This is a genomic window from Streptomyces sp. HUAS MS02, assembly GCF_055702265.1.
This window is the reverse complement of sequence record NZ_CM146747.1, coordinates 9,730,295-9,753,536: the sequence shown is the minus strand read 5'-3', so window position 1 is coordinate 9,753,536 and position 23,242 is coordinate 9,730,295. Positions and strand designations below refer to the sequence as shown.

Annotated in this window: 21 protein-coding genes; 3 read left to right on the top strand and 18 right to left on the bottom strand. The window is 73.1% G+C overall.

What is annotated here, in order from left to right:
- Positions 1-42: 42 nt before the first annotated feature.
- The 5 genes from ACZ9QC_RS42190 to ACZ9QC_RS42170 all read right to left on the bottom strand — a co-directional run bounded on the left by ACZ9QC_RS42190 (position 43) and on the right by ACZ9QC_RS42170 (position 5,746).
- The gene (locus ACZ9QC_RS42190) at positions 43-186 is read right to left on the bottom strand and encodes a hypothetical protein (RefSeq protein ID WP_184903525.1); all 144 of its coding nucleotides are present in this window, start codon (positions 184-186) and stop codon (positions 43-45) included.
- Between the two features lie 34 nt (positions 187-220).
- On the bottom strand, positions 221-1,738 hold the full coding sequence (locus ACZ9QC_RS42185) for a condensation domain-containing protein (RefSeq protein ID WP_472917966.1): 1,518 nt from the start codon (positions 1,736-1,738) through the stop codon (positions 221-223).
- A gap of 257 nt (positions 1,739-1,995) precedes the next feature.
- The gene (locus ACZ9QC_RS42180) at positions 1,996-2,814 is read right to left on the bottom strand and encodes a 4'-phosphopantetheinyl transferase family protein (protein ID WP_472917965.1); all 819 of its coding nucleotides are present in this window, start codon (positions 2,812-2,814) and stop codon (positions 1,996-1,998) included.
- Positions 2,815-3,032: 218 nt separating this feature from the next.
- On the bottom strand, positions 3,033-4,796 hold the full coding sequence (locus ACZ9QC_RS42175; protein ID WP_472917964.1) for an acyl-CoA dehydrogenase: 1,764 nt from the start codon (positions 4,794-4,796) through the stop codon (positions 3,033-3,035).
- On the bottom strand, positions 4,793-5,746 hold the full coding sequence (locus tag ACZ9QC_RS42170) for an aromatase/cyclase (RefSeq protein ID WP_472917963.1): 954 nt from the start codon (positions 5,744-5,746) through the stop codon (positions 4,793-4,795). Before ACZ9QC_RS42170 ends, ACZ9QC_RS42175 begins: the two co-directional genes overlap by 4 nt.
- Positions 5,747-6,172: 426 nt before the next feature.
- Between ACZ9QC_RS42170 and ACZ9QC_RS42165 the strand changes: the two genes are divergently transcribed.
- Positions 6,173-6,418 (top strand): DUF6059 family protein, encoded by a 246-nt coding sequence (locus ACZ9QC_RS42165; RefSeq protein ID WP_472917962.1) that lies wholly within the window; start codon positions 6,173-6,175, stop codon positions 6,416-6,418.
- A 103-nt stretch (positions 6,419-6,521) separates the two neighbouring features.
- Here ACZ9QC_RS42165 and ACZ9QC_RS42160 read toward each other — a convergent pair whose 3' ends face one another.
- The 4 genes from ACZ9QC_RS42160 to ACZ9QC_RS42145 form a co-directional block, all read right to left on the bottom strand.
- A complete protein-coding gene (locus ACZ9QC_RS42160; protein WP_472921966.1) occupies positions 6,522-7,790 on the bottom strand; it encodes a ketosynthase chain-length factor in 1,269 nt (422 codons plus the stop codon).
- A 2-nt stretch (positions 7,791-7,792) separates the two neighbouring features.
- Positions 7,793-9,064 (bottom strand): beta-ketoacyl-[acyl-carrier-protein] synthase family protein, encoded by a 1,272-nt coding sequence (locus ACZ9QC_RS42155; RefSeq protein ID WP_472917961.1) that lies wholly within the window; start codon positions 9,062-9,064, stop codon positions 7,793-7,795.
- Positions 9,061-9,849: a thioesterase II family protein gene (locus ACZ9QC_RS42150; protein ID WP_472917960.1), complete on the bottom strand. Its 789-nt coding sequence runs from the start codon at positions 9,847-9,849 to the stop codon at positions 9,061-9,063. The genes ACZ9QC_RS42155 and ACZ9QC_RS42150 overlap by 4 nt, the downstream gene beginning before the upstream one ends.
- Positions 9,850-10,111: 262 nt before the next feature.
- Complete coding sequence (locus tag ACZ9QC_RS42145) at positions 10,112-10,933, bottom strand: AfsR/SARP family transcriptional regulator (RefSeq protein WP_230223842.1); 822 nt, start codon at positions 10,931-10,933, stop codon at positions 10,112-10,114.
- 740 nt (positions 10,934-11,673) lie between these two features.
- Between ACZ9QC_RS42145 and ACZ9QC_RS42140 the strand changes: the two genes are divergently transcribed.
- Positions 11,674-12,777 (top strand): AfsR/SARP family transcriptional regulator, encoded by a 1,104-nt coding sequence (locus tag ACZ9QC_RS42140; protein WP_472917959.1) that lies wholly within the window; start codon positions 11,674-11,676, stop codon positions 12,775-12,777.
- A gap of 737 nt (positions 12,778-13,514) precedes the next feature.
- Here ACZ9QC_RS42140 and ACZ9QC_RS42135 read toward each other — a convergent pair.
- The 9 genes from ACZ9QC_RS42135 to ACZ9QC_RS42095 all read right to left on the bottom strand — a co-directional run bounded on the left by ACZ9QC_RS42135 (position 13,515) and on the right by ACZ9QC_RS42095 (position 21,779).
- The gene (locus ACZ9QC_RS42135) at positions 13,515-14,360 is read right to left on the bottom strand and encodes an AfsR/SARP family transcriptional regulator (RefSeq protein WP_472917958.1); all 846 of its coding nucleotides are present in this window, start codon (positions 14,358-14,360) and stop codon (positions 13,515-13,517) included.
- 252 nt (positions 14,361-14,612) lie between these two features.
- Positions 14,613-15,224: a ScbR family autoregulator-binding transcription factor gene (locus ACZ9QC_RS42130; protein WP_472917957.1), complete on the bottom strand. Its 612-nt coding sequence runs from the start codon at positions 15,222-15,224 to the stop codon at positions 14,613-14,615.
- A gap of 11 nt (positions 15,225-15,235) precedes the next feature.
- A complete protein-coding gene (locus ACZ9QC_RS42125; protein ID WP_472917956.1) occupies positions 15,236-16,825 on the bottom strand; it encodes an acyl-CoA carboxylase subunit beta in 1,590 nt (529 codons plus the stop codon).
- Positions 16,826-16,941: 116 nt separating this feature from the next.
- On the bottom strand, positions 16,942-17,139 hold the full coding sequence (locus ACZ9QC_RS42120) for an acyl-CoA carboxylase subunit epsilon (protein WP_472917955.1): 198 nt from the start codon (positions 17,137-17,139) through the stop codon (positions 16,942-16,944).
- A 238-nt stretch (positions 17,140-17,377) separates the two neighbouring features.
- The gene (locus ACZ9QC_RS42115; RefSeq protein WP_472917954.1) at positions 17,378-17,992 is read right to left on the bottom strand and encodes a ScbR family autoregulator-binding transcription factor; all 615 of its coding nucleotides are present in this window, start codon (positions 17,990-17,992) and stop codon (positions 17,378-17,380) included.
- A 180-nt stretch (positions 17,993-18,172) separates the two neighbouring features.
- Positions 18,173-18,844, bottom strand: coding sequence for a ScbR family autoregulator-binding transcription factor (locus ACZ9QC_RS42110; RefSeq protein WP_472917953.1), 672 nt, complete (start codon positions 18,842-18,844; stop codon positions 18,173-18,175).
- A gap of 147 nt (positions 18,845-18,991) precedes the next feature.
- On the bottom strand, positions 18,992-19,765 hold the full coding sequence (locus ACZ9QC_RS42105; RefSeq protein WP_472917952.1) for an SDR family NAD(P)-dependent oxidoreductase: 774 nt from the start codon (positions 19,763-19,765) through the stop codon (positions 18,992-18,994).
- Entirely contained in the window at positions 19,762-20,505 is a 744-nt protein-coding gene (locus ACZ9QC_RS42100) for an HAD family phosphatase (protein WP_472917951.1), read from the bottom strand. The genes ACZ9QC_RS42105 and ACZ9QC_RS42100 overlap by 4 nt, the downstream gene beginning before the upstream one ends.
- Before the next feature lie 38 nt (positions 20,506-20,543).
- On the bottom strand, positions 20,544-21,779 hold the full coding sequence (locus tag ACZ9QC_RS42095; protein ID WP_472917950.1) for a cytochrome P450 family protein: 1,236 nt from the start codon (positions 21,777-21,779) through the stop codon (positions 20,544-20,546).
- Between the two features lie 291 nt (positions 21,780-22,070).
- Here ACZ9QC_RS42095 and ACZ9QC_RS42090 point away from each other — a divergent pair, with 291 nt between their 5' ends.
- Positions 22,071-23,006 (top strand): ScbA/BarX family gamma-butyrolactone biosynthesis protein, encoded by a 936-nt coding sequence (locus tag ACZ9QC_RS42090; protein WP_472917949.1) that lies wholly within the window; start codon positions 22,071-22,073, stop codon positions 23,004-23,006.
- The last annotated feature ends 236 nt before the right edge of the window (positions 23,007-23,242 follow it).

Sequence of the window (23,242 nt, the reverse complement as noted above, 5' to 3'; positions counted from 1 at the left end):
GTTCCTTCTCGTCCTCCCCCTCGAACGGGCCCTGGATCGTGTTCAGTCGATGCTGCGGACGATGGTGAGGAACTCCTCGTCCTCGTCGTCGGCCCCGGCCAGCCTGAGCAGCGGCGCCACGCCCACCGGAACCATCCCGAACACCGCCATGTCGATCTCCCGGAACTCCTCAACGCGCTCGCTCATGGGCGCCTCCTTCGTGGTCGGTCGCCTCAGGGTGTCAAGACTCGCTCGGGGCCCGGTCGACGCCGCCTGTGGAACCCGTGGGGCGCGGCCGGAGCCGCACGGTGCGCCGGCTGTGGCGCGGCGGCGCGATGACGGGCGGCAGGTCGGAGCCGAGCGCGGACAGCACCTCGCCGACGGTCTCGCCGCCCGTGGTGAGGGGCAGCAGGCGCAGCAGCCGGGCACAGTGCGTGGCCAGCAGGCGGGCGTCCCGGTCGGAGACCCGGGCCCGGTCGTGGACCACGCTCAGGCGCAGGGAGCCGTCCGCGCTCCGGTGGGCGAGGAGGGCGACGGGTACGGCGGGGTGCGCGCCGTCGGCGTGTTCCATCTCCAGGCGTACTCCGGCCGCGCCCAGTCCGGCACGCAGTCCGGCGGGCGGACGGGGCCCGCCGGCCACGGCCACCAGACTCTCCACCAGCTTTCCGCCGGTCGCGGCGCGCCCCGTCCACTCGTGGATCTGCCCGATGGCGACCCATTCGTAGGCCGCCATGTCCAGCGCCCGGTCCCGCAGGGCGGCCAGCAGCCGGCCCAGCGGCTGCTCGGGGTCGACGGTCACGACCATCGGCAGGCTCGTGCGCAGGGGCCCCACCAGTCGCTCGACGCCGTCCAGGGGGATGCCCCGCCCCGAGACGGTGACGCCGAAGCCCACCGGCAGGCTTCCCGGCACCCGTTGCGCGCGGTGGATCAGCAGCGCCCAGACGGCCTGCAGGGTGCTGGAGTCGGGCAGGGCCCGGGCGGCGGCCCAGCGGTGCAGCCGGCCGGCCTCGCGGACGCTGAGCCGTACCTCGGCGCGGCCGCAGCCGGTCTGCCGGGTGTCGGGGCCGGGCAGCAGCGGCAGGAGCGCCGGGTCGCCGGCGGGCACGGTCCGGCTCCACAGCTCCCGGGCCGGGGCGGGGTCCTGTCCGTCGAGCCAGCGTGTCCAGTCCCGCAGGTCCGGCCTGCGCTCGCCGCCGGGCAGCACCCCGTCGGCGAGGTAGGCCCGGCAGAACTCCTCCAGCAGCACGAAGACGCTGGCGGTGTCCAGCAGCGCGTGGTGGAAGGTCAGCAGCATCCGCGTCCCGGACGGCGCCGGCCCCAACGTGCCGCGGCCGGGCACGTCGACGAGGGTGACGCGCAGCGGGCCGGGGCGGCGCAGGTCGAAGCCGCGCAGCCGGTCCTCGGCCAGCAGTCGGGCGAAGTCGACGCTGCCCGCCGGATGCCGTACGACCTCGATGCGGGCCCGGTCGTGGACCACCAGGCGGGGGGTCGGGCCCCAGGCGAACGACGAACGCAGGACGCTCTCGCGGGCGGTGACGGACTGCCAGGCGGCGGCGAGCCGGTCGGGGTCCAGCGGTCCCTGCCAGCGCCACGTCAGCTGCTCGACGTGCCTGCCGCTTCGGGCGTGGGCGAGGCAGTCGAGCAGGACGTCGTACTGCTGCCGGGTCACGGGCAGCGCGGTGCGGGTGGGGCGGCCGGAGGGGGCGGTGCCGCCGCGGACCCGGTCGCGCCCGGAGCGCGGGCGCCTCGGCCTCGCCATGGTTCCCCCTCCCCGGCGCGGCGGCCGGTCCGGTGCGGGCCCCGCCCCCGGGGGCCCGGGAGCCGCCCGAGGGCGTATCGCTCCGGCAGCAAGCGTGCCGGGGCGTACCGCCGCACGACTGACACCGCGCCGACACCGCTCCAGGCCCGCCGGAGCATCCCTCGACATGTGCCGGGGGGCACGTGCTGCGGTCGTACGCGTGCCGGGGGCGTACGCGTGCCGGGGGCGTGAACCCGCGATGAGCCGTCAGGAGGGTGTCAGCGCTCCTCCGGGGCCTTGGGCTGCATGGCGGAGAGGAAGCCGCGGTCGAGCATGGTGTGCACGGAGGTGTCGTCGGCGGTGTTCAGGCCCGCGTCGTGACAGGCCACGCTCAGCAGGTAACGGTCCATCACCGGGTGCGTGGCGAAGTCCCACTCGCCACGGCTGGCCGCGCTTCCGTCGGGGGCGCGCAGCCTGCCGCCCGGGCTGAAGCCGAACTCGTTGAAGCCCAGCCGCAGTCCCTGGCCGAGCGCCTTGCTGTAGGCCTCCTTGAGGGTCCACAGCCGCAGGATGTGGGCGGTGCGCCGGTCCTCGGGCATCGCGTCCACCTCGCGCGCCTCGGCGGGGGTGAGGATCTGCTTCTGGAGCAGGTCCAGCCGCACCAGGCGGTCGGCGGGCTCCACGTCCACGCCGATGCGGCCGGTGCGGCTGAGCCCGACCGCCATCAGGTCGCCGGTGTGACTGAGGCTCAGTTCGATCTGGTCGAAGCCGCGCAGATACGGCCGTCCGCCCAGGCGGTAGGCGATCTCCAGGTACTGCGGCGGGGTGACCAGGGCCGCGGCTGCCGTGTACTTGATGAGCAGCCGCGCGGCGGCGAACCGGTAGCGGACGGCGGCGTCGGGCGTACGCCGGTAGCGGTGCCAGTCACGGCCGAGCAGTTCCCGCAGCCGGGGGGTGGTCAGGACACTGGGCAGCCACTCGCTCCACGTCGTGTACACCAGTGCGTTGCCGAGCCGCGCGAGGTCCTCCTGCACACCGCGCCAGGGCCCCGCCGGCCGCGGCACATGGAGGGGTACCGCGCATCTGACCCGGTTCATCGTCGTCTCCCTGCGTGTCGTGGTCTCCCGGCCCGCCCGCGCAGAACAGGGAGGCGGTCATGGGGGGCGGTGACGCCGGGCACGCCCGCGCCGTCGGAACCCGGACGGCGTCCTCGCGCCCGGCGTCCCCGGCCCGGCGCCGGTGCCCGGTGCCCGGTGCCGGTGTCGGTGCCGAGGGGGCGAGGCCCCGGCGTGGGTGCGCGTGGGGCCGGGCCGTCTCAGCCGGCCAGCCGGGTCGCGTACAGGTCCAGGCTGTGTCCGTCGCGGCAGCGCTGCAGCAGTTCGGCCAGGACGGTGTGCTCGGCCTGGGCCGGTACGTCGGGCACGTCGGCGCCGAGTCTGCGGCCGATGCGTCCGAGAGCGAGCACCGCCCAGGCGGGGTCGGCCAGGAAGGCGTCGGTGCCGTCCTGGTGCTCGAAGACACCGAGGCAGGCCGCCGCGGCCAGGACGAGGGCGTAGCGGTCGGCCAGGGCGCAGGCCTGCGGGTCGAAGGCGGTGCCGCCGGCGGCCGGCAGGGCGGCGCACCGTGCGCGCAGCACCTTCAGCTCGTCGACGAACGCCCGCGCCAGGGCGGCGAGGACACGCTCCAGCGGGCCGCCGCCGGTCCGGGCCGAGAGTCGTTCGGCGGCGCCGATCAGGGACGCGGTGAGCAGGTCGTCGGTGCCGAAGTGCGCGAGCCGGCGGTGGTCGAAGACGGGCAGCGGCGCCCCGGGGGTGAACAGGGCGGCCGGCGGCTCCGCGGACCGGAACCACGTCGTACGGGCCAGGGTGGGCAGCTGGGGCACGAGCACCGCCTGGCACACGGCCGTGCCCGAGTGCCCGAGTCCGGCCACCGGCAGGTCGCGCGCGAGTTTCTGGAAGCCGCCGTAGAGCGGGCCGCGGTCGTAGCCGCGGGCGCCGAGCACGGCGGCGAGCTCCTCCAGGTTCTCGCGCAGCAGGTCCGGCATCGTGTACTTGACGGCCGCGGCGAGCAGATAGGCGTCCTGGGGCAGGAGGCTGAGCGCGCGCAGTCCGGTGACGGCCATCGCGTCGCAGGCCAGCAGGTCGGCGAAGACCCCGGCGAGCGCCCGCTGCCGACGGCGCGAGGGCCGGCCCTCGGGGCGGTTGGCGGTGGCCGCGCGCACGGCCTGGCGCAGGACGCTGTCCACGCCGGCCAGGACGGTGGCGGGGATGAGGCAGTGGCTGATCTGGAAGCTGCGCAGCGCCAGCGACACCCCGTCGCCGACCTCGCCGACCACGGCCGTGGCGGGCACGGGCACGTCGATGAGTTCCAGTCCGCAGAAACGTGCTCCGCGCATGCCGGGCGTGTGGACCCGCTCCAGCCGCCGTACCTGTCCGGAGGCCGGCGGTTCGGGCCCCAGCAGCAGCACCGAGTGGCTGTCGGGGCCGTCCTGGGCGGAGGTACGGGCGTAGGCGACGAAGGTGTCGGTGCGGTCGGCGTTGATGACGGCGTCCTTGCGGCCGTTGAGGAGGAACCCGCCGCCGGGGGCGTCTACGGCCCGCAGTTCGTGCCGGAGGATGGCGTTGGCGTGCGCCACCTCGCGGTGCACGATCGAGATCCGTCCGCCGCCGTTGAGCACCCGGGCCAGGGTGCGGCGCTGGGCGTCGTCGCCCGCGGTCCACACGGCCGAGGCCGCGAACAGCGAGGTGATGCCGAAGCCGTAGCCGAGTGCCAGGTCACGGCGGAACAGCGGGCGCAGCACCCGCGCCAGCCGTTCCAGGTCCCGAAGGTGCCCGCCGAGGTCGGTGGGGACGAACTCGGCGGCCAGGCCCGCGTCGGCGAGCAGGGTCTCGGTGGCCTCGGGCACCTCGCGGGCGTCGTCGGCGCGCAGCAGCGCCAGGTGGCCGTGAGGGTTGGCGGGGTCGAAGGGGTCTGCGAGCGCGGCCTCCAGGCGGGCGGCGCGCTCGGGTTCGCCGCCGCTGCGGCGCGCGGGGCGGGAGGCGGCCGGCAGGCCCGCGGTCGGCTGTCCGGCGGTGGTCACAGGACACGCACCGCGCCGACGGCGTACTGCGTGGCGTACTGCAGCACCAGCAGCCCCGCCTGCCCGATCCGGTCGCGCACGTGCCGGGCGGCCTGTGCCGCGTCCGCGTCCGGGCCCAGGACGGCCGCGATGCCTCGCTCGTCGAGGAGCACGTTGTGCCGGGCGGTGAGGTTGACGCCCCGCTCGTCGGGTTCGAGCAGCCATTCGCCGGTGTGCGCGGTCAGCAGCGGGGAGGTGCGGGTCTGCTTGTAGACGATCCGGCCGGCGCCGGGGAAGCAGATGCGCACCGACTCCGTCTCGTGGGCGGCGCCGTCGACGGTGAGGCTGCCCATCGACATCACCTGCACACCGGCGGCCTTCTCGGAGACCTCCAGGGTGCGCACGTGCGGCAGTTCGGCGGGCCATGCCTCGGCCCGGTAGAGGAAGTCGAAGATCAGCTCGGCGGGCGCGTGGACGTGCACGGTGTCCTCGAAGGACAGGGTGAGGTCGTCCAGGCGGGTCCAGCGCTCGGCCAGGAAGGCCAGCCGGTCGAGCTGGGCGCGGCTGTTGGCGGCGGTGACCTCGTGCACCCAGGACACGTCGGCGGGCGCGTCGTCGGCGACGGTGAAGCTGTGCTCCAGGGTCACCCGGCAGCCGTCGCCGAGCGGCCGGACGGTCCACACGCCGCTCATGGAGGTGAGGGGGGCCTCGGGCAGGTCCTGGGTGAACTGAACGCGCAGGGCGGCCACGTCCAGGTGCCGGCTGGAGACCCAGGAGCTGACCTTCTCCCCCGCGGCGGCCCACAGGCGCAGCCGTTCCCGGCTGCCGTCGAAGTCCAGTTGCTCCACGTGGACGCAGGGCGGGAAGAACAGCGGCCATTGCGTGGCGTCGGCGATCAGCCCGTACAGCACGCCGGCCGGGGCCGAGGCGGTCACGTCGCTGACGGCACGGTGCACTCGCGGTTCGGGCATCGTCCACACCCTTCGTTGGTCGAGGCGGCGCCGCCGCGCCGGTGGGAGGTTCCCGGCCGCGGGTCCCGCCCGAGCGGCGGTCCCGCGCCACACGGGCGGCATCCGGGGGCCTCTCGTTTCGGCGTTGCCGGCGGCCGTGCCTTCGACCCTGTCCGGAACCGCTCGTGATCCGCACGTGCCCCGCTCGACCTCCACTGGAGCCCGGCCGGGGCGGCGCAGGTCGCGGGCTGCCGGCCCGGTCCGTGTGCCGAGCCCTCGACGCGCCGCCACCAGGCCGCCTGGCGCCGGCCCGTGTCGTCCTGCCCACCGGCGCGCCCGGTCGGGCGCGCCGGCGCGCCCGGCCCCGCTCCACCGGGAGGCGGCGCGCGCTCAAGGACCGCGGCGGACGGTGGCCACCCGAAGAGCGAGGCCTTGAGGAGGCCCACGGTGAAGCCCCTGCGTCCCTGTCTCCGCCTCGTGCGCGGCCTGTGGGACGGCCTCGTGGTCTACGGACTGCTGGCGGTGTGCGGCGAGACGTCGGCGTACGAGGCGTCGGCCCGTCGGGCTCCCCTGCGGGGCCTGCCCCCCGGTCATCCCGAACGCCTGCGCACCGACCTGCCCCTGTCTGCCCTGGAACGCCGCCTGGCCCGCGAGCTGGCCGGCCTGGAGCCCGGCCACCGGGAATCGGCCTAGGGCCGCACGCGCCGTGCGGTGCCGTGGTGTCCGGGCCGGGCGCGGCCGGGCGGGGCCGGGCGGGGCGTCGTCACGGCGGGTGTCCGGTCCCGCCCGGCCCGGCTCACGCGCCGGGCGCCCTCAGTACGGCTGCCGCGTTGAAGCCGCCGCGGCCCCGGGCGAGGACCAGGGCGGTGCGCAGGCCGGGCCGGGGGCGGGGGCGGTCGAGGACCAGGTCGACGGGGCAGTCCGGGGCGACGGGGCCGGTGCCCGTGGTGGGCGGGATGACCTCGTCGCGCAGGGAGAACAGGGCTGCGGCCAGGTCCAGGGACGAACCCCCCGCCGCCAGGCGGCCGGTCATCGTCTTGGGGACGGTGACGGGCACCCCGTAGGGCCCGAACAGTGCGCACAGCACGGCGCTCTCGGCGAGGTCGCCGGCCCGTTCGCCCGCGCCGTCGGCGAAGACCACGTCGATCTCCCCCGGTGTCACCCCCGCGTCGTCGAGGGCGAGTTGGGCGGCCTCCCGCAGCCGGGGCGCGTCGGGCCCGTCGAAGGTGGCGGCGCAGCCGGCGACGATGCCGTAGCCGGTCGCCCCGCGCCGCGCGGCGGCTTCGGCGTCCTCCACGACGAGCAGCGCCCCGCCCTCGCCCACCACGTGGCCGTCGGCGGCCGCGTGGAAGGGCCGGTAGGCGCGCAGCGGATCGGCGGTGCGGCTCATGCGGCCGTCGGCCAGGTGCGCCGCCCAGCCCCACGGGCACAGGGTGGAGTCCACGCCGCCGGTGACCATCAGCTGCGCGCCCTCGCGGATGCGGCGCCGGGCGCGGGTGAGGGCGTCGATGCCGCCGGCCTGTTCGCTGATGATGGTGGAGCCGGTGCCGCGCAGCTGGTGCCGGATGGCGATCTGCCCGGGGCCGGCGCCGTGGAACCAGCCGGAGGACTGGTAGACGCTGACGTTGCGGGCGCCCTTGTTCCACAGCGCGGCGAGTCCGCGCTGGCCGAACTCGGTGCCGCCGGCGGAGCTCGCGGTGATCACACCGGCCGCGTGGCCGGGCAGGCCCGCCGGGTCGGCGCCGCAGTCCTCGATGGCTTCCCTGGCCGCGCAGAGCATGAGGCGGGTGGCCCGGTCGGTCTCGGGCAGCAGTCTGCTGGGGACGTGGTCGGCGTCGACGAAGTCGTGGATCTCACCGGCCAGGCGCACCGGGTAGCGGGAGGCGTCGAAGCGGGTCAGCGGTGCGATGCCGCTGCGGCCCCGCAGCAGGGCCTGCCACCAGGCGTTCGCGCCCAGCCCGTTGGGGGCGGTGACCCCGATGCCGGTGACGAGCACGTCGGCCGTGGGTGCCCCGCCCGGCCGCGTCGGGGCTCCGGCCGGGCCGCTCGCCGTGTTCTGGCCCATCGTCACACCGCCTCCTTCAGCTGTGGCTGGGTGAGCACCGTGGCGCTGTGGAATCCGCCGAATCCGCTGGCGACGCTGAGCACGGTGCTGGTGCGCATCTCCCGCGCGATCAGCGGGGTGTAGTCGAGGTCGCAGGTCGGGTCCGGTTCGCGCAGGTTGGCCGTGGGCGGGACGGTGTCGTGCCGGATGGCGAGCGCGCTGGCCACCACGTCCAGGGCACCGGCGGCGCCGAGGGCGTGCCCGATCATCGACTTGATGGAGCTGATGGGGATGGAGCGGGCGTGCTCGCCCAGACCGGCCTTGATGGCATGGGTCTCGTGCCGGTCGTTGGGCCGGGTGCCGGCGCCGTGGGCGTTGACGTACTCGACGTCGACCGGGTTGAGCCGTGCCTCGTCCAGTGCGGCCCGGATGGCGGCGGCCATCTCCTGTCCGCCCGGGCGCAGCCCGGTCATGTGGTGGGCGCTGCTGAGGGCCGCGTACCCGGACAGTTCGGCGTAGGCGCGGGCGCCGCGGCGCCGGGCGTGCTCGAGTTCCTCCAGTACGACGACGGCGGCGCCCTCGCCGAGCACGAACCCGTCGCGGGTGCGGTCGAAGGGGCGCGAGGCCGTGGCCGGGTCGTCGTTGCGGGGGCTGGTGAGCCGCATACGGTCGAAGCAGGCCATGGTGATCGGGGAGATGGGCGCCTCCGCGCCGCCCGCGACGACGATGTCGGCGCTGCCCTCGCGGATCAGGTCTGCGCCGTGGCCGATGGCGTCCAGGCCGGAGGTGCAGCCGCTGGAGACCAGGCCCACCGGGCCCTGCGCACCCACGTCGCGGGCGACGACGGCCGCGAGCGAGCTGGGCACGAGGTAGTCGTAGAGGAATTCACCGGCCCTGGTGTGATCCACCGTCCAGGTGCTGCCGAAGTCGCTGAGGATGGCGTACTGGGTGGCCATGGCCGTGGTGCAGCCGATCGCGCTGCCCAGGCTCACCCCGGTGCGCAGCGCGCGGGCGTCCCCGGCGTCGCCGAGCCCGCTGTCGGCGATCGCCTCGCGCGCGCTGACCAGCGCGAACTGGGCGACGCGGTCGAGGCGTTCGGTGTCGGCGAGGGTGAAGCCGTGCGCGGCGGGGTCGAAGTCGACCTCGGCGGCGACCTGGGAGCGGTAGCCGCCGGCGTCGAAGAGGGTGATGCCGCGGGTGGCGGTGCGGCCGGAGGTGAGCAGCGCCCAGAAGTCGGCGGCGCCGACCGCGCTGGGTGCGACGACCCCGATGCCCGTGATGACGACGCGCTTCATCGCTGTCCCCCCGGCGCCGGCGCCGGCGTGGCGAGGCGGTCGCGGCAGGCCAGGGCGACCAGGTGCGGCAGGTCGGGGGAGTCGGCGAAGAAGTGGTCCCCTGCGACGGTGTGGCTGACGATGGGGCCGGTCGCCCACCGCTGCCAGTGCTCGAGCGTCTCCGGCTCGGTCAGCGGGTCGTCGCTGCCGGCGAAGACCAGGACGGGGCAGGTGACGGGGCCGCCGGTGGCCGGGTCCAGGGCGGCGGCGCGCAGCGAGGCGGCCAGGCGCAGGTCGTCGCGGAGCACGGGCAGCACGCTGCGCCGCCACAGCCCGCCCGGTGACGCCGAGGTGCCCTGCGGCAGTGAGCCGAGGTGGTCCAGCAGGGGCAGCAGGTCGACGTCGGGCAGGTCGGCGGCGCCCACCAGGGCGGTGCTCGTGTGCGGTGGGGGGCAGGCGCCCACGGCGAGGAACAGGGGCGGCGGGGCTCCGGCGTCGGCGAGGGCCCGGGTGAGGGTGTAGGCGACGAGGGCGCCCAGGCTGTGCCCGTACAGCGCGTAGGGGCCCGAGCGGGCCGCGGTCAGCAGGTCGGGCAGCAGGTCGGCGAGGAGGGCGGCACGGTCGGTGACACGTGGCTCTCGTCGGCGGTGGTCGCGGCCGGGCAGCGGCAGGGGCGTCACGTCGACGGCCGTTCCCGCCGCCACGGGCCAGCGCCGGTAGCTGGCCACTCCCGCGCCGGCGTGGGCGAGGCAGTAGAGTCTGACCCGCCCGTCCCCCGCCCCGTCGTCCTGCGTACGGGAAGCCATCCCTCGCCCTCCTGAAGAAGTCCTGGAGCCGCGCAGGAATCTGCTGCGGCCTGGTGGCGGTGCGGTGCCCGCCCGCGCCGGCGCGGACTCCGCCTCCAGAGCCTGACGTGTGCGACTCGGGCGGCGCTCGACCGGCACCGGCTTCCGCGGGCCCCCGCCCCCTCGGTGTGCGTGCCGTGTCCTTCCCGCCGTCCCGGCACCCAAGGTGCGGGTGTCGCGTCCGCTGCCCCGGCAGGCCCGGGTCCTTCGGCGGTACGTCCGCTCAGGCGGCGTACAGGTCGAAGGTGGAGGTGCGCCGGGGGCCGGAGAGGACGTCCAGGCGTGGGTCCACGGCGAGCATCGCCTGGTGCATGCGCTGCAGTTGCGGGGAGGGCTCCACGCCGAGTTCGTCGATGAGCCGCTGGCGCAGTCGGCGGTACACGTCCAGCGCGGCGGCCTGCCGCCCGGAGCGGTAGAGCGCCAGCATGGCCTGCGAGTGCAGTCCTTCGTGCTGGGGGTGACGGGCGATCAGGTGGGTGAGTTCGGCGATGAGCTCGACGTGCCGGCCGAGTCTGAGGTCGGCGTCGATACGGCGTTCCTGGGCGACCAGGCGGCTCTGGTCCAGGCGCATGACCTCGATCTCGAGGATCGGCCCGACGCGGACGTCGACGAGGGCGGGGCCGTCCCACAGCTGCAGCGCCTCGCGCAGGAGCGTGGCGGAGCGTTCGTCCTCGCCGTCCTCGAAGGCCTGCCGGCCCTCGGCGAGAAGCCGCTCGTAGCGGTAGACGTCGACGGACTCGGCCGGTATCTGGAGCAGGTAGCCGCCGTAGCGGGTGGCCAGGACGTCCTTGGCGGTGCCCGGGGCGCCGGGGCCCATGGCGGTGCCGAGCATGCGGCGCAGCTGGAGGATGTACGTCTGGAGCGTGGTGAGCGAGCTCTGCGGCAGGTTGGTGCCCCAGATCTCCTCCATGAGCGTCGGTACCGGGACGACCCGGCCCGGGTAGAGCGCCAGCAGGGCCAGGATCTGACGGGGCTTCCCCGCGGTCGGAACGATCGACATTCCATTGACTTCGGCATTCAACGTGCCCAGAACTTTTATCTCCATGATTCCTCCGAGCCAAGTCGTCCTTCGGTTGCGCGTTCGGTTTTCAACTCTCTGAATAGTGTCCTGCCGCAGCAGTATTTGTCATTGCCGACAGGCACAGGCCAGAGGAACCTGACCTTCTTCCGAGCCGCTCGCCAGGCCGGCTCGAGAATTTCTCGAGTCCTTTTGCAGCCGGATCTTTCATCCATACTGACGTCCGGCTGATAAACCGCTGACATCGCGTTTCCGGGGCGTCCTGGCGGGGGTGAACCCCTGTCCCGGGGCGGGCAGGTGCTGTTAGTTTTCCGGCCATGGCGAAGGAACCGCGAAGCACGTCTGCCGGTCGTGGTGCGGACCCGGTCACCCGGGAGGTGCTGAGCCGTCTCGCGAAGCCAGCGGGGTCCGCGCCCCCGGACCCCGCCGGCTTCGGTGACGCGCCGCAGGGGTACGAGTTCTTGCCAGACGTATCCGGCAGAGCGCTGCTGACGCTGCTCGGCGCCCACCATCGCCGCACCCTCCAGGCCGGCTTTCCCGATCTGGAGGCGGATGCGGCCTGAGACCCTCTTGAGGAAGCCTGCACAGACCCCTGAAAACAGCTGGTGAATCCGGCGGAGCGACCGCCGGGCAGCTAGCTTCACCCGAGAAGAAAGCCCCCGGACATTGCCGCCGAGAATTTCTCGGAGATCGTTTCCGGCGGGCGATTCGGTCGCCCGCATCCGGGTCCGGCCGCCGTTTCACTGGTTTTCTCGGGGCAGGGCTAAATGGAATTTCAGATTCTTGGTTCGGTCCAGGTCCACGACGAGCGCACCGGTGTCCTCATCGTGCCCATGGGTGCGAAGCAGCGTGCGCTGCTGGGCACCCTGGTGGTACGGGCCGACCAGCTGGTGCCCACCGAGCTCCTCGTCGACGAGCTGTGGGGCGAGCACCCGCCGGCCAACGCGGCCAATGCCCTGCAGGCCCATGTGGGCCGGCTGCGGCGGCTGTTGCCGGGGGGAACGCCGGGCTCGGGCGAGCAGCATCACGAGTTCCTGGTGACCCGTCCGCTGGGTTATGTGCTCAGTCTGGGCCGCGTCGAGACGGACGTGCGGTGCTTTCGCCGTCTCGCGCAGGAGGGGCGGGCGCTGGCCCCCGGCGACCCCGCCGGCGCGGCCGAGGCGCTGCGCCGGGGCCTGGCGCTGTGGCGCGGCCCGGCCCTGCAGGGCAGCGGACGCGGCCCGGTCTGCTCGGCCGAGGCGGCCCTGCTGGAGGAGATGCGGCTGACCGCTCTGGAGCGGCTGTACGAGGCCGACCTGCGGACGGGGCGCGGCCGGGAGATCACCGGCGAGCTGGAGGAGCTGACGGCCGCTCACCCGCTGCGGGAACGCTTCTACGAGCTGCTGATGACCGCGCTGCACCGCTGCGGCCGGCAGGCGGAAGCACTGGGCACCTACGACCGGGCCCGCCGCGCCCTCGTGCACGACCTGGGCATCGAACCGGGCCCGGCGCTGCGCGCCTGCCTGGAGACGATCCTGCGCCAGGACCCCTGGTCACCGGCCCCGGACCTGTCACCGTCCCCGGCGCACACGCCCGCTCCCCACGGAAACGAACCGCAGGCGACGCCGCTCCCGCCCCGCACCGATCCGGTGCCGGGACCACCGGCCGCGACGGCGGCCGCGCGTCCGGCCGGCGACGCGCCGGGCGTACGGGTGCTCTACGAGGAGCTTCTCCGGCTGCGCGGCCACATCGAGCGCCTCACCCGCGAACAACGCGCCCTGGCCGAGCGCCTGGACCACGTGGACCGTGCAGACCGTGCGGGCCGTGCAGACCGCGTGGAGCGTGTGGAGCGCGTGGAGCGCGTAACAGCACCGCGGGCGGTGGGCCGCTGAGGCCCAGTGGGCCGGTGCGGCCACTGCGGCTACTGCGGCCGGTGCTGCCGTCGTGCGGGAGTCAGTGAGGCCCGGGGCGGGTTCGGTCCCCGTCCCGGACCGCGTCCCGGTGACCGGGGCCGGGACCGGGACCGGGACCGGGGCCGGGACCAGGGCCGGGGCCGGGACCGGGACCGGGACCGGGACCGGGGCCAGGGCCGGGGCCGGGACCGGGACCGGGACCGGAGCCAGGGCCGGGACCGGGACCGGGACCGGAGCCAGGGCCGGGACCGGGACCGGGACCGGGGCCAGGGCCGGGGCCAGGGCCGGGGCCGGGGCCAGGGCCAGGGCCAGGGCCGGGACCGGGACCGGGACCAGGGCCGGGGCCGGGACCGGGACCGGAGCCAGGGCCGGGACCGGGACCGGGACCGGGGCCAGGGCCGGGACCGGGACCGGGACCGGGGCCAGGGCCGGGGCCAGGGCCAGGGCCAGGGCCGGGACCGGGACCGGGGCCAGGGCCGGGACCGGGACCGGGGTCGGGGTCGGGACCAGGGCCGGGGTCGGGGTCCGCGAGCGGCGCTCGGCACCCGGCGGCCGTCGCGCCGGGAGGTGCCTCTCGTTCCGCCTGCTCGCCGCCCCGGGCCGCCCGCCGTCTCCTCACCGGTGAGCCGCGCGTACGGAGGCGCCGTGCCGGGGCCACCCTGTCCTGCCCTCCCCCGGTCCCGCGGCGGGGGCCGCCGGTCAGCGTCGAAGTCGCCTCAGCGGCCTGCCAGTTCGGGGCCGCGGGTGATGAGGCGGCCTCCCGCGGCGCCGGCCGGGGCGGGGGTCGGCGACTCGGGGCGGGCCATGAGGACCGAGCGCTGGAGGCGGCTGAGCGCCGTGGAGGGCTCGAGTCCCAGCTCGGCCACGAGGGTGGCCCGCAGCCGCTGGTAGACGCTCAGCGCCTCGCCGCGCCGGCCGGAGCGGTGGAGCGCCAGCATGAACTGGCCGTGCAGGCTCTCGTGCATGCGGTACTGCTTGACCAGCACCGTCAGTTCCGACAGCAGCTCACGATGGCGGCCCAGACGCAGATCGGCCTCGATGCGCTGGTCCAGCGCGCACAGCCGCGACTCCTCCAGCCGCCGGATCTCCATGTCGATCTGGCCGCCGGCCTGGATGTCGGTGAGCACCTGGCCCTTCCACAGCGAGAGCGCGTCGGCCAGACGGCGCGCGGCTCCGGTGTGGTCCTCGGCGTCCATGGCCCGGTAGCCCGCTCCCGCGCGCCGCTCGAACTCCCGGAAGTCCACGATGCCGCCCCGGCTCTGCAGGCGGTAGCCGCCGGGGACGGTGGTGAGGATGTCCTTGGCGGTGCACCGCTCGTTCTCGTCGTGCGCCAGCGCCTCGGCTATCAGCTCACGCAGCTGCAGCACATAGGTCTGGAGCGTGGTGCGCGCACTGCGCGGTGGGTTCTCGCCCCACAGTTCCTCGATGAGCGTGGCCACGGAGACCACTTGGTCGGCGTTGAGCGCGAGGAGGGCGAGGACCTGCCGCGGCTTGGGCGCCGTCGGGACGACCGACACTCCGTTCTCGCGCACCGACAGCGCACCCAGCACTTCGATGTCCACGTTCTCCCCCTGGAGTCAGGCTTCAGGACCGATGCATCTCGACCTGTGAACTCCATAAAAAAACAGCATGGACGGTTTGTCAATACCGGACCATCCGTGCTGCTGGCGACAGACCTCCGAGGGGCACTCGCGTCAAGAAACCCAGCAAAATACCGCAATAGCCCCTAAGTCGCCGACGGAAAGCTGCGAGGAAGGGCCTGCCCGGAGGTCGACCGGACACCCCAGGGGGCGAACCAAAGAGACCAGCCGGTCTTATCCGTGGGTTCCGCGGGCATCCAGGGCGGTGAGCAGCTCCGAGGCGGCCAGCGTGGGCAGCAGCAGCTCCCAGAACCTGGCGACGGTCCGCCGGGAGAGCCAGTCACCGTCGCGCCGGGCGAGCATCTCGAACCCCGCGGTCGTGGCCACCACGGCGGTGACCACGGCCGGGGCGGAGACGTCCTGGCGCAGCTCGCCCGCCCGGTCGGCGCGCGTGAGCAGATACTCGACCCGGTTCTGCCAGTGCGCGCGCACATCGGCCCGGGGCCCGAGGCCGGCCGCCCTGCCGAGTTCGAACCCCGCCCGCAGCACCACGTCGTCCCGCAGTCCCCGCGCCAACTGGTGCGTGGTGTCCACGAGGTTCTGCAGGCCACCGGCCGCGGGGGTGTGATCCACGATGTCGCGCAGGCGCAGGGCCGCCGCGTCCTCGACGGCCTCCGCCAGCGCGGCCTTGTTGGCGAAGTGGAAGTGCAGTGCCCCGCTGCTCACCCCGGCCTGCGCGCTGATGGTGGTGAGCGAGGCGAGCGCGTACCCCTCCCGGTCGAAGACCTCGGCCGCGGACAGAATCAGGTTCTCCCTGGTCCGCGCCGCCCTTTCCTGTTTGACCATCGCGTGCTCCGTCACTGAGGGGGATTGCCGTGCTTGCGGGACGGGGAGTCGGCGTGCTTGGTGCGGAGCATGGTCAGGGAGTTGATCAGTACTTCGCGGGTCTCGGCGGGGTCGATGACGTCGTCCACGAGGCCGCGCTCGGCCGCGTAGTAGGGGTGCATCAGCTCGGCCTTGTACTCCTTGACCATGCGTTCACGCATCGCCCCGGGGTCGTCGGCCTCGGCGATCCGGCGCCGGAAGATGACGTTGGCGGCACCCTCGGCACCCATGACGGCGATCTCGTTGGTGGGCCAGGCGTAGCTGAGGTCGGCGCCGATGGACTGGGAGTCCATGACGATGTAGGCGCCTCCGTACGCCTTGCGCAGGATCAGCGAGATCCGGGGCACGGTCGCGTTGCAGTAGGCGTACAGCAGCTTCGCGCCGTGCCGGATGATCCCTTCATGTTCCTGGTCCACTCCCGGCAGGAATCCGGGAACGTCCAGCAGGGTCACGATCGGGATGTTGAAGGCATCGCACATCTGGACGAACCTGGCACCTTTTTCGCTGGCCTCGATGTCCAGCACACCGGCCAGCGCCTGCGGCTGGTTGGCGACGATGCCGACGACCTGTCCGTTCAACCGTGTGAGGGCGCAGATGATGTTGCGGGCCCAGCGCTCGTGGACCTCCAGGTACTCGCCGTCGTCGACGATCTCCTCGATGACCTCGGCCATGTCGTAGGGCCGGTTGCCGTCCGCCGGGACCAGGTCGAACAGCGTCTGCGAGCGCCGGGTCCGGGGATCGGTGCACGGCACGCACGGTGGGTACTCGCGGTTGTTCTGCGGGAGCATCGACAGCAGGTAGCGGACCTCGGCGATGCAGGTCTCCTCGTCGTCGTAGGCGAAGTGCGCCACGCCGGAGGTCTCGGCGTGCACGTCGGCGCCGCCCAGGCCGTTCTGGGTGATCTCCTCACCGGTGACCGCCTTGACGACGTCCGGGCCGGTGATGAACATCTGCGAGGTCTCGCGGACCATGAAGACGAAGTCGGTCAGGGCGGGGCTGTAGGCCGCGCCGCCCGCGCAGGGACCGAGCATCACACTGATCTGCGGGATGACGCCCGAGGCCCGGGTGTTGCGCTGGAAGATGCCGCCGTAGCCGGCCAGCGCCAAGACGCCCTCCTGGATCCGCGCGCCCGCGCCGTCGTTGAGCGAGACCAGCGGCGCACCGGCCGCGATGGCCATGTCCATGATCTTGTGGATCTTCGTGGCGTGGGCCTCGCCCAGCGCCCCGCCGAAGATCCGGAAGTCATGGGCGTAGACGAAGACGGTGCGGCCCTCCACCGTGCCCCAGCCGGTGATCACACCGTCGGTGTACGGCTTCCTGGCCTCCAGACCGAAGCCGGTGGCCCGGTGCCGGCGCAGCTGCTCGACCTCGTTGAAGGAGCCCGCATCCAGCAGCAGCTCGATGCGCTCCCGGGCCGTCAGCTTGCCCTTGGCGTGCTGCGCCTCGGTCGCCTTCTCGCCGGGGCCGGCCAACGCCTCGGCCCGCACCAACCCCAGTTCCGCCGCACGCTCGCGGGCGTCTGCCGCCCCCGAGGTCCGGGGGATGTCATTCACAATGGTCACGGCGTGTCCCTCCCTCGTGGTGAGGCCCGGAGGAGCTACTTCCATCCTAACAAACCGTCCAGGCGGTTTTGGATGGGCGGGCCGTTCGTGCATCAGCCATGAACGACGGCGGCGGCCTACTGCCAGTTGTACGGGGAGCGGTAGGCGCCGGGCGCCCGCTCCGGGCGCCACGGCGGGACGTCGGGCGTCCGCTCCTGCCCGGTGTCCTCGCCCCGGGCCGCCAGCAGGGAGAACAACACGGCGGTGAGCGCGGCGAGTTCGGCGTCGGTGGCCCGGCCCCGCTCCACCCGGAGTACCGCTCGCGTGCTGCTCATCCGGTCGGCTCCCTCTTCGTCGCAATTCCCCGCAACCGTCGGGCACCGCACTCAAGAACCGCTCTCGGCCCGGTCGAGGTCCCTCCTTGGAGCAGGCCCGGCGCCCCGGAGGTGTGCCCCGGGGCGGCGTACGGAGCGCAGCCGCTCTGCCGGCGCAGGGCTCTGCCCGCCCCGGGCCGGTCCGCCGACGCGGGGCGGGCAGAGCCCGGGCGCGCTTCAGGCATCCCGGCCCCGCGTCTCAGTCGGCCGCCTCGCCCCTGCGGGTCACGGGGACCGCCCCCGGGTTCAGCGAGGCCGCCAGCCGGGGCAGGAGCAGGGACCAGAACTGCGCGAGCCGTTCGCCCGAGAGCCAGGTGGCGTCCGCCACGCCCAGTGCCCCGAATCCGACAGTGGCGGCGACGACGGCCGTCGTGGCGGCCTCGGCGGAGACGGCCGACGTCAGTTCTCCCGCCTCCTGCGCCTCGGCGACGAGGTCACGCACCCGACGCTGCCACCACCGCAGCATCTGTGCCCCGTTCTTGCGGGAGGGGTCGGCGCACAGCCGGAAGCCGGCGCGGACCACGGGATCGGTGGCGACGGCGAGCAGCAGGCCGGAGACGGTGTCCACGAGTGCCTGGAGCGAGCTGCCGGTCGCGGACCGGCAGCCCTCGGCCAGTCTCCGGGCGGACTCGGTCGCCGCGCTCTCCACCTCCGCCGCCAAGGCGTCCTTGCTCGCGAAGTGAAAGTGCAAAGCTCCTGCGCTGACGCCCGCCCTGCGGCTGATCAGGGGCAGCGTGGCCTGAGCGTATCCCTCGTCGGCGAAGATCTCGGCCGCCGCGAGGACGAGGGCGCGACGCGTCCTGGCAGCTCGCATCTGCTTGACCACATGGCCCCTTCCCGGTCCGACTCCACAATAGCAAACCGCATATTTGGTCTGTTTGCTAGTCCGGTGCTGGTGTCATCACGAGAAGGACTTGACATGCTGCGGGTCCTCGTCCGGCGCGGGGCGAGGCTGAAGGGCTCGCCGGCGCGCGGAAGGGCGGTCGCCGCAGGGTCAGACCTCGGCGTGTTCGGGCGCGTTCTCGGCCTGCCGCAGGCCCTGCGCCTCCTTGACGACCCGGGCCCCCCGGTCGGGGGCCGTGTCCAGCCGGATCAGCGCCGCGGGCGTGGCGATGGCCGGCAGGATGTGGTTGAACAGGACCGAGACGCGCCGGCTCAGATCGGACCAGTTCGAGGTCGCCTCGGAGAACATCTGCGTGCCGAGCCAGGCCCCGAGGAAGCACTCGGCGGTCTCGGCGGGGACGACGTGGGGCAGCACCTCGCCCCGGTCCTTCGCCAGGCCGAGGTAGGTGGTCGACAGTTCGATCCAGGCGGGCCAGGCGCTGCCGAACAGGCGCCGGCTGTGCAGGTCGGCCGACAGGCGGATGCCGGCGAGGAGAACGACGTCGCGGGGGATCCGGTGGGCCAGCACCATGCCGACGTCCACCCATTCCTGGAGCTTCAGCTCCCGGGGAACGTGGCCGCTGCCGGTGATCTGGGCCTCGATCACCCCCCGGGCCAGGGCCTCCTTGGAGTCGAAGTGGAAGTACAGCGCTCCCTTCGTCACCCCGGCCCGGTCGAGGATCTCGGCGATCGTCGCCGCGGCGTAGCCCCGTTCGGCGAAGACTTCCGCTGCGGCCCTGATAACAGCACATCGGGTCCGTACTGCACGTTCCTGGCGCGCCATGGTGGGCTCCTCAGCCGAAATTAAAAACCGAACGTTACGTACCTTACCCACGGCGCCACTGTCTGCTCCTGCTCGCGGGACTTGTCTTGCCGCGTCACCTCCTGCGACGGACGGGGGCCGGTCCTTCGAGGGACGGGGGCCGGGCGGTCACCAAGCCGTACGGCCCCCGTCCACGGTCAGCGTCGCGCCGGTGACGAAACTCGCCAGGTCGCTGCAGAGCCAGGCCGCCGCTTCCGCCACCTCCTGCGGGTCGGCCGCCCGGGCCTGCGGGGCGGAGGCGAAGGCCCGCTTCTTTCCCGCCGGGTTGAGGGCGAACCACTCCTGGACCATCTCCGAACGGGTCAGGCCGGGGGCGATCGCATTGACCCGTATCCCGTGCGGTGCGTACTCCACCGCCGCGGCCTTGGTCAGACCGATCACGGCGTGCTTGGAGGCGATGTAGGGCGCGCCGGCCGCGGACGCGACCAGGCCGCCCACGCTGCTCGTGTTGACGATCGCCCCTCCCCCGCCCGCCAGCATCGCGGCGATCTCGTAGCGCAGGCAGTTCCAGGTGCCCCGGGCGTTCGTCCCCATGATCAGCTCGTACGCCGCGTCGTCGATGAGGTGCAGCGGCGTCCTGTCGATCCCCGCCCCGGCGTTGTTGAACGCCACGTCCAGGCTGCCGTACCGCGCCACCGTGAGGTCCACCACCCGCCGGATCTCGTCGCCGTCGCGCACGTCCACGACGTGGTAACCCGCTTCGGCTCCGGTGCGGCGCAGGTCGTCGACGAGGTGGCTCAGCCGGCTCTCCCGACGCGCCGCCAGCACGACGACGGCTCCCTGCCGGGCGAAGACCTGTGCCGCGGCCGCTCCGATGCCGCTGCTCGCGCCGGTGATGAGGGCGACCTTCCCCTTGAGCGGAGCCGCGGGGTCGCCGGTCATGGCCGCGCTCCTCTCGTGAGGATCGCGGGCCCGGCCCCCCGGCGCCGCCAGAGGGTCCCCTCGGCGGCATCACGGTCCAGGGTGGACAGCAGGTCCTCGTCGATGTCGGACAGGGACTCCACCACGTGCCGCACACCCGCCGCCCGCATGAGCCGGCGCTGGAAGCCGTGGGCGTAGGAGCTGGGGTGACCGACGAAGGCGACGCCCAGTTCTTTCGCCTCCTCGGCGACGCTCGCCACGTCGTCGATGAAGAGCACCTGGTCGTAGCCCAGTCCCCACACGTCCTGGGTGATCTCGGTGATTCCCGGGCGGAATCCATCGGTGCAGACGTAGCGCGGCCCGGCGAAGCAGGAAGCCCATGCGCCCAGGTGACGGTCGAAGTGGCTCTTGTCCAGGCCGCCGTAGCACACGATCTGCAGTCCGGCCGCACGCAGCCGGCGCAACAGGGCGAGCGCTCCGTCGGCCACCCGGACCGGATGGGTGCGCAGGTACCGCTCGCGTTCGGCGAAGTAGAGATCGATCATCTTGTGCGGGAGCACCGGGGCCCCCGCGGCCTCCACGAACGCCCGTGCCGCCGTCAGGCGCGACCGGGAGAAGACGGCGTGCTCCAACTCGGGCGTGTAGTCGACTCCCCAGCGGACCGCGAGGCGGTGGATCACCGGGCTGAACGTGTCGTCGAGCAGCACTCCGTCGATGTCGACGGCAGCGAGCCGCAGGGTACGCAGTGGGGCCTGGGACATGGAAGTCTCCTGGAGGACCGCAAAGTTCGGGGAAAGGGTCAGGACATGGGTGCCAGCAGCACCGGAAGTTCTGTGTGCCCGCTGGAGATGAACGACTCCAGCAGGCCGAGCTCGCGGGCCGGGACCGCCAGCCGCAGACCGGGAAACCGCCCGAAGAGAGCCGGGAGCGCGATCGTCGCCTCGCTCACGGCCAGGAGCCGGCCCAGGCAGTGGTGCACCCCGTGCCCGAAGGCCAGGTGATCGCGGCGCGTGGGACGGGTGACATCGAACGTGCTCGCGTCCTCGCCGTGGGTTTCGGGATCACGGCCGGCGGCGACCACAGACAGCACGATGGGCTCTCCGGCGGGGACGACGGTTCCGCCGAGATCGATGTCCTCGACGGCGAAACGCAGCGGGATGTTCGCCACCGGCGCCTGGCACCGCAGCGTCTCGTCCACCACCGCCTCCCAGCCGACGACGCCCTCACGCACCCGAGCGAGCTGTTCGGGGTGGGTGAGCAGGGCGCAGATGGCGTGGTCGAGGAGGTTGACGGTCGTTTCGTGTCCCGCCCCGAGAATCAGGTGCAGGGTGTCGACGAGCTCCCTCTCGCTCAGTCCCCCACCGCCCTCGTCACGTGTCGCGATCAGCGCACTGGTGAGATCGGCGGCCGGCTCGGCCCGCTTGCGCCCGACGAGCCCGCCCAGCAGCGCGTACAGCTCGGCCTGGTTCTCCTGGGCCAGCACCGGGTCCGTGGAGGTGGTGAACAGCACGCTCACCACACGATGGAAGTCCCGGCTCTCCCGGCCCTCGAGCCCCAGCAGCTCGGAGATCACCCGTACGGGCAGCTCGCAGGCGAACTCCCGGCGCAGGTCCACCGCCCGACCGGGCGGCACCGCCTCGAGCCGGGTGAGCAGTTCGCCGGTGATCTCACCGATCCTCTGCCTCAGCCCGGCCACACGCCGGGCCGTGAAGGCACCGGCGACCAGCTTCCGCAGACGGGTGTGCTCCTCGCCGTAGGCGGTGAGCATGCTGCGCACCGACACCCACATCGCCAGCGGCCACGTGTGGTTCACCTCCCCGCTGATCCACTTCGGCCAGTGCCGGTAGGCGTCCTTGGACACCCGCGGATCCATCAGCACCTGCTTGATCAGGTCGTACCGGTTGACCGCCCAGGCCGCGACGCCCCCGGGCAGCACGACCGGGACGACGGGGCCGAGCTCCCGCAGCCGGCGGGCCTCACCATGCAGATCCCGGCCGGTGGGGTCGAGGACGAGCGGGACAGGTGGAATGTGCACGTACGGCCTCCTCGCGAACGATCACCAAAACAAACCGCGCATAAGGTTTTTAGCTTCTCACGGGCTGATCGCGAAGCGTAACGCCACCTGAACCTATCGTTACCCATCTGGCCAAAAACTTGTCAATACCCCACGCAAGTCTGCGACTTGGCCCGGTGCGGGCGGAATCTTTCATTCAGCAGACCGCGCGACCCTTGGCTAATCCTTTACCTTTGGGGTCCGTCAAGAAAACCGGTAGGTCCGTATCTTATTAGCCGTTGTCGCACAGACATCAAGTCAGGGGGGTCTTCGATGGTTCTGCCCGCTGCCCAACACGCAACCGCCCCGCCGGCGTTGCCCCGGCTCACCACCACGGTCCCGAAGGAGTACGTCCACCGGGCCTGTCTGGCCGAGGTGTTCCTGACCGGCTGCACCAGCGAGGGCAACCAGCGCTTCACCCTCACGGGGCAGTGGCCCCGCGCACACACGTTCTTCAGCGACGGGACCAGACACGACCCCCTGCAGGTGGCGGAGACCTTCCGTCAGGCAGGCATGTTCCTCGCACACGCCGAACTCGACGTCCCGCTCGGACAACGGTTCGTGATGTGGAACCTCACCCACACCACCCACCCCGAGCACCTACACATCGCCGCGACACCCACCGACTTCGACCTGCGAGCCCGATGCACAGACATCACCTGGCGCCGGGGCGTGGCCACCTGGATGCACATCGAACTGTCCATCCACCGCGAGAACAACCTCGTGGCAACCGGCGCCGGCACCTTCTCCACCACCGCGCCCGCCGTCTACCAACGACTGCGGGCCAGCCGCACACCCTGGACAGGACCCCCCTTCGACCTGCACACCCACCGCACCCCACTGGCCCCGGCAGCCGTGGGCCGCACCTCCGTGTCCGACGTCGTCCTCTCCCCCACCGACACCCCCACCCGCTGGCTCCTCACCCCCGACCTCACCCACCCGATCTTCTTCGACCACCACGACGACCACCTCCCCGGCATGGTCCTCCTCGAAGGCGCCCGCCAAGCCGCCTGCGCAGCCACCGCCCCCCACAGACTGGTCCCCGTCAGCACCACGACCGAGTTCTTCCACTACGCCGAACTCGACCGCCCCTGCTACCTCGACCTCACCCACACCACCACAACAGACGGCACCACGACCACACACATCACCGGCCACCAAGACGACAAAACAATCTTCACCTCCACCATCACCGGCCCAACCACCTGACAACCACACCCACAACCACCAACCCCCGCCGTCCGCGAACCCCACAACCCAGCCCGCGGACAGCACCGCCCCACCACCAGACCCCCCGTCCGCGAACCACACCACCCGACCCACACACGGCACCCCACCACCACCCTCGGCCCCCACAACGGCAACGGGGTTACCGGCCTTCGGAGTTGGCATGACTACCTCCCCTTGTCGATTGCGTGGCCCGGGGAGTGGTGTCACCAGCTCCG